The sequence below is a fragment of the Ensifer sp. ENS07 genome (assembly GCF_014852185.1).
GTDB lineage: Bacteria > Pseudomonadota > Alphaproteobacteria > Rhizobiales > Rhizobiaceae > Ensifer > Ensifer adhaerens.
This window is the reverse complement of the sequence record NZ_JACVBE010000034.1, coordinates 1-5,734: the sequence shown is the minus strand read 5'-3', so window position 1 is coordinate 5,734 and position 5,734 is coordinate 1. Positions and strand designations below refer to the sequence as shown.

General features: G+C 61.1%; 4 protein-coding genes. All 4 read right to left on the bottom strand.

Translation table 11 applies throughout. The features are described 5' to 3' along the window. On the bottom strand, window positions 1-1,210 hold a 1,210-nt coding region (locus IB277_RS37315), incomplete at its 3' end, for a methylmalonyl-CoA mutase family protein (protein ID WP_246812919.1). A gap of 174 nt (window positions 1,211-1,384) precedes the next feature. Continuing rightward, a complete protein-coding gene (locus tag IB277_RS37310) occupies window positions 1,385-3,388 on the bottom strand; it encodes an acetyl/propionyl/methylcrotonyl-CoA carboxylase subunit alpha (RefSeq protein ID WP_210339734.1) in 2,004 nt (667 codons plus the stop codon). Then, window positions 3,381-3,725: a GNAT family N-acetyltransferase gene (locus IB277_RS39095; RefSeq protein ID WP_371813775.1), complete on the bottom strand. Its 345-nt coding sequence runs from the start codon at window positions 3,723-3,725 to the stop codon at window positions 3,381-3,383. The genes IB277_RS37310 and IB277_RS39095 overlap by 8 nt, the downstream gene beginning before the upstream one ends. Before the next feature lie 131 nt (window positions 3,726-3,856). Beyond that, on the bottom strand, window positions 3,857-5,389 hold the full coding sequence (locus IB277_RS37300; RefSeq protein WP_192373358.1) for an acyl-CoA carboxylase subunit beta: 1,533 nt from the start codon (window positions 5,387-5,389) through the stop codon (window positions 3,857-3,859). Window positions 5,390-5,734 lie beyond the last annotated feature (345 nt).

Genomic DNA, 5,734 nt, shown 5'->3' with positions numbered 1-5,734 from the left:
GTTCATTGGTCAGGCTCTCGACATAGTAGGAGCCGGCAAGCGGATCGACGACCTTGGTGACACCGGTCTCGTGCTGCAGGATCAGCTGCGTGTTGCGGGCGATGCGCGCTGAAAACTCCGTCGGCAGCGCGATCGCCTCGTCGAACGAATTGGTGTGCAGCGACTGGGTGCCACCGAGAGCGGCGGACATCGCCTCGAAGGCCGTGCGGACGATGTTGTTGTAGGGATCCTGCTCCTGCAGCGAGACGCCCGAGGTCTGGCAATGGGTGCGCAGCATCAGCGACGACGGCTTCTTCGGCTCGAACTCCTTCATGATCCGGGTCCAGAGCAGGCGCGCAGCGCGAAGCTTCGCGGCTTCCATGAAGAAGTTCATGCCGATGGCAAAGAAGAAGGAAAGCCGCCCGGCGAATTCGTCGACATTCAGCCCCTTGGCAAGCGCCGCCCGTACATATTCGCGCCCGTCGGCGAGCGTGAAGGCAAGCTCCTGCACCAGCGTCGCGCCGGCCTCCTGCATGTGATAGCCGGAGATCGAGATCGAGTTGAATTTCGGCATCTCCCTGGCTGTGTACTCGATGATATCGGCGACGATGCGCATCGAGGGCTCAGGCGGGTAGATATAGGTGTTGCGGACCATGAACTCCTTGAGGATGTCGTTCTGGATCGTGCCTGAAAGCTTGTCGCGCGAAACGCCCTGTTCCTCGCCGGCGACGATGAAGGAGGCGAGGATCGGGATGACGGCGCCGTTCATGGTCATCGACACCGACATCTCGTCGAGCGGGATGCCGTCGAACAGGATCTTCATGTCCTCGACCGAGTCGATCGCCACACCCGCCTTGCCGACGTCGCCCTCGACGCGCGGGTGGTCGCTGTCATAGCCGCGATGGGTCGCAAGATCGAAGGCGACCGAGAGGCCTTTCTGGCCCGCAGCCAGGTTTTTCCGGTAGAAGGCGTTCGACGCTTCCGCCGTCGAGAAGCCGGCATATTGCCGGATCGTCCAGGGACGGCCCGCATACATGGTGGCGCGCGGGCCACGCACGAAAGGTTCGAAGCCCGGCAGCGAGGCGAGGTGATCAACACCGTCGAGATCGCCGGACGTATAAAGCGGCTTCACCGCGATGCCCTCGGGCGTGTGCCAGATAAGGCTTTCCGGCGCTGCTTTGAGTTCACGCTCGGCGAGGGTTTCCCAGTCTTTCACGGTCTTTTGGCTCATCGCTAGCTCCTTGCCCAAAAAGGGCGCCTTCCTCGCCTCATCCCTGTGCTTGTCACAGGGATCCAGCCACGCGAAGTCGTTCGCGTGAAAGGGTGAATTCTTCGCGTCGCAGACGCGACGCTGCTGGATTCCTGTGACAAGCACAGGAATGAGGGCCACGGTTGTGAAGGTTCATCACTCGAATTCCATGATCAGCTCGTCGACAGCGAGGCTGGCGCCGGCGGCGACCGCCACGCGCTTCACCACGGCCCGTTTCTCGGCGCGCAGGATGTTCTCCATCTTCATCGCCTCGACGACCGCGAGCGCCTGTCCTGCTTCGACCGTGTCGCCGGCTTTTACCGTGACCGAGGTGATCACCCCGGGCATCGGGCAAAGCAGCATGCGCGACGTGTCCGGCGGCAGCTTCTCCGGCATCAGCCGTGCCAGTTCCGCAACCCGCGGGCTTCTGACATGGGCAACGACATCAATGCCGCGCCAGCGAAGCCGGAGGGCGGTGCCGACCAGATCGACTTTGACGCTCAAGGGCTCATTGTCGATGTTGAACGTGGCAAGCGTACGACCGGGCGTCCAGTCGCCGGCGATGGTGACTGTCGAGCCATCGGCGAAGCTCACATAGGAGCCGTCAGCGGACGAACCGGCAGTCACCGCAATATCGTGATCGCCGAGACCGACCACCCAATCATGGCCGATGATGCGGCGATGATTGCCGATCGTGCCGGAAATCTGGCTGGCCCGTTCCTGTAGGATCTGATTGACCGAGACCGCGACGGCGGCGAGCTTGCGAAGCGACCGCTCATCGGCCGCAACGCCGTGAAAACCGTCGACGAATTCCTCGGCGATATAGGCGGTCGTCAGCCGGCCGTTGCGGAAGCGCTGCTGTTGCATGACAGCCGAAAGGAACGGCAGGTTATGGCCGATGCCTTCCACTTCGAACTGATCGAGCGCCTCGGCCATAGCCTCGACCGCCGTCCGGCGGTCCGGTGCCCAGGTGCAGAGCTTTGCGATCATCGGATCGTAATACATCGAAATCTCGCCGCCCTCGAAGACGCCGGTGTCGTTGCGCGTCACCGTGCCATCGTCGCGTTTGCCCTCGACCGGCGGCCGATAGCGTGTCAGCCGGCCGATCGACGGCAGGAAGTTGCGATAGGGATCTTCCGCATAAAGCCGGCTTTCAATCGCCCAGCCATTGAGCTTCACATCGTCCTGGCCGAAGGCGAGCTTTTCGCCGCTAGCAACTCGGATCATCTGCTCCACGAGGTCGAGCCCGGTAATGAGCTCGGTCACCGGATGCTCCACCTGCAGGCGGGTGTTCATCTCGAGGAAATAGAAGTTGCGCTTGGCATCGACGATGAATTCGACGGTGCCGGCCGAGTGGTAGCCGACGGCCTTGGCAAGTGCGACCGCCTGTTCGCCCATGGCCTTGCGGGTCTCGGGGTCGAGGAAAGGCGAGGGCGCCTCCTCGATGACCTTCTGGTTGCGGCGCTGGATCGAGCATTCGCGCTCGCCGAGATAGAGCGTGTTGCCGTGCTTGTCGCCAAGCACCTGGATCTCGATGTGGCGCGGCTCGGTCACGAATTTTTCGATGAAGATGCGGTCATCGCCGAAGGCGTTCTTCGCCTCGTTCTTTGAGGACTGGAAGCCTTCGCGCGCCTCTTGGTCGTTCCATGCAATGCGCATGCCCTTGCCGCCGCCGCCGGCAGACGCCTTGATCATCACGGGATAGCCGATCGACGCGGCGATCCGGACCGCTTCGTCTGCATCCTCGATCAGGCCCATATGGCCCGGAACCGTCGAGACGCCGGCCTCGGCCGCGAGCTTCTTGGAGGTGATCTTGTCGCCCATCGCCTGGATGGCGCCGACCGGCGGGCCGATGAAGGCCACGCCTTCCTTCTCCAGCGCTTCGGCAAAGGCGGCGTTTTCCGAGAGGAAACCATAGCCCGGATGGACCGCATCGGCGCCGGTCTTGCGGATCGCCTCGATGATCTTGTCGATGACGATATAGGACTGGGCCGACGGCGAGGGGCCGATATGCACCGCCTCATCCGCCATGCGCACATGCATCGCGTCGCGGTCCGCGTCGGAATAAACTGCGACAGTCGCGATGCCCAGCTTTTTCGCGGTCTTGATGACGCGGCAGGCGATTTCACCACGGTTGGCGATGAGGATTTTCTTAATCATTGCATGTTCCACCACAGTTGAGCTGGTTTGGCTCGGCTGACCACGCCAAGGCTATTGTTCTTGTTGTTCGCGATGTCGCAACGAACCCCAAAGCTTCAAAAAACCGAAGGATGTCGGGGTCAGCAAGGACCTGCGCTCGCACATTTTGACCTTGTAATCTGGCGCTCGAAAGTACTTCCTCGATGACAGCACGGCCGAAACCCCGGTTACGGTACGTTGGCGCGATGTAGAGTTGCTCAATATGGACACAGCCGTCGGATTGCGAGACGGTCACGCAACCTACGGCCAGGTCCCCCTTCTCCACGATCCTGCAGTTTGAAGGAAATTGGTCCCCCATCCCAGGCCGAGGCGCATAACGTCCGTAAAGGCGTTCTGTGATCCGACGAAGAGACATGTGCTCGAGCTGCAGCACGAATGCCTCGTCAGTTGCAACGGCGGGGCGCAGTTGGATCGCTGTGGACAAAGAGTTCATAGCGGGATCGTGTCGTGCTTGCGCCAGCGAACATCGACCTGCTTGTTGCGCAGAGACGCAAAAGCACGCGCGATGCGTCGGCGCGACGAATGTGGCATGATCACCTCGTCGATGAAGCCACGCTCTGCCGCCACGAACGGGTTGGCGAAGCGCTCCTCGTACTCCTTCGTGCGCGCGGCGATCTTCTCGACGTCGCCGAGTTCCGAGCGGTAGAGGATTTCGGTGGCGCCCTTGGCACCCATGACGGCGATCTCGGCGGTCGGCCAGGCATAATTGACGTCGGCGCCGATATGTTTCGAGGCCATGACGTCATAGGCGCCGCCATAGGCTTTGCGGGTAATCAGCGTCACCATCGGCACGGTCGCCTGGCTATAGGCAAAGAGCAGCTTGGCGCCATGCTTGATGACGCCGCCATATTCCTGCGCGGTGCCGGGCAGGAAGCCGGGTACGTCGACTAGCGTCAGGATCGGGATCGAGAAAGCATCGCAGAAGCGCACGAACCGGGCGGCCTTGCGCGAACTGTCGATGTCGAGGCAGCCGGCAAGCACCATCGGCTGATTGGCGACGACGCCGACCGTCTGGCCTTCCATGCGGATGAAGCCGGTGATGATGTTCCTGGCGAAGTTCTGCTGCAATTCGAAGAAGTCGCCTTCATCCGCAAGCGCCAGGATCAGTTCCTTCATGTCGTAGGGTTTGGCGGCGCTGTCTGGGATCAGGCTGTCAAGGCGCATTTCGAGCCGCGACGGGTCGTCGTGGAAGGGACGGACCGGCGGCTTTTCGCGGTTGTTGAGCGGCAGGAAATCGAAAAGCAGGCGCACATGCTCAAGCGTTTCGATGTCGTTCTCATAGGCCGCGTCAGCGACGGAGGACTTTTTCGTGTGCGTGCCCGCACCGCCGAGTTCTTCGGCCGTGACGATCTCGTTGGTCACGGTCTTTACGACGTCGGGCCCGGTCACGAACATGTAGGACGAGTCACGCACCATGAAGATGAAGTCGGTCATGGCAGGCGAATAGACCGCGCCGCCGGCGCAGGGACCCATGATGACCGAGATCTGCGGAATGACGCCGGAGGCTTCGGCATTGCGGCGGAAGACCTCGGCGTAACCGGCAAGCGAGGCCACGCCTTCCTGGATGCGGGCGCCGCCCGAGTCGTTGAGGCCGATGACCGGCGCGCCGTTGCGAACCGCCATATCCATGATCTTGCAGATCTTCTGCGCATGCGTTTCCGAGAGCGAACCGCCGAGCACCGTAAAGTCCTGCGAGAAGACATAGACTTGGCGGCCGTTGATCGTGCCCCAGCCGGTGACGACGCCGTCGCCGGCGACCTTCTGGCCTTCCATGCCGAAGTCGAAGCAACGGTGCGTGACATACATGTCGTATTCTTCGAAGGAGCCTTCATCGAGCAGCACCTCGATGCGTTCACGCGCCGTCAGCTTGCATTTGCCGTGCTGCGCGCGAATCCGCTTTTCCCCGCCACCCTGGCCAGCTTCCGCCCGCCGCTTATCCAGTTCATCCAAGATTGCGCGCATACTCTCAGCCTCCAGCTCATATCAAGTCGCTACCCCCATTCGGAGAGAAAAAGAACCGGTCAGAAGACGATCTAAAGTTCGGATCAACCGGATGGCATCTTTGCGAGGCGAGGCTGTAAGGACGAAGCTGGGTCTCCTGCATCGAAAAGCGATGCGATCACCAAATCAAGCATGACATTTGGCTCCATGCCGCCGAAGCAACGTAAGCATCCGGTGAAGCTTGCAATTACCCATAAGTAGCTGAGTCTTTTACGAAAAGCTTTCGCTGAAATCTTGAATCGAAAGAATCACTTGTGATTCTGTTCGGAGCACCTGATTCGTTTAAGGCGGTGCTTTATGTCGGTT

Coding starts and splice junctions, on each gene's coding strand:
- IB277_RS37300 (WP_192373358.1), bottom strand. CDS start 5,389: ATGCGCGCAATCTTGGATGAACTGGATAAGCGGCGGGCGGAAGCTGGC.
- IB277_RS37310 (WP_210339734.1), bottom strand. CDS start 3,388: ATGATTAAGAAAATCCTCATCGCCAACCGTGGTGAAATCGCCTGCCGC.
- IB277_RS39095 (WP_371813775.1), bottom strand. CDS start 3,725: ATGGGGGACCAATTTCCTTCAAACTGCAGGATCGTGGAGAAGGGGGAC.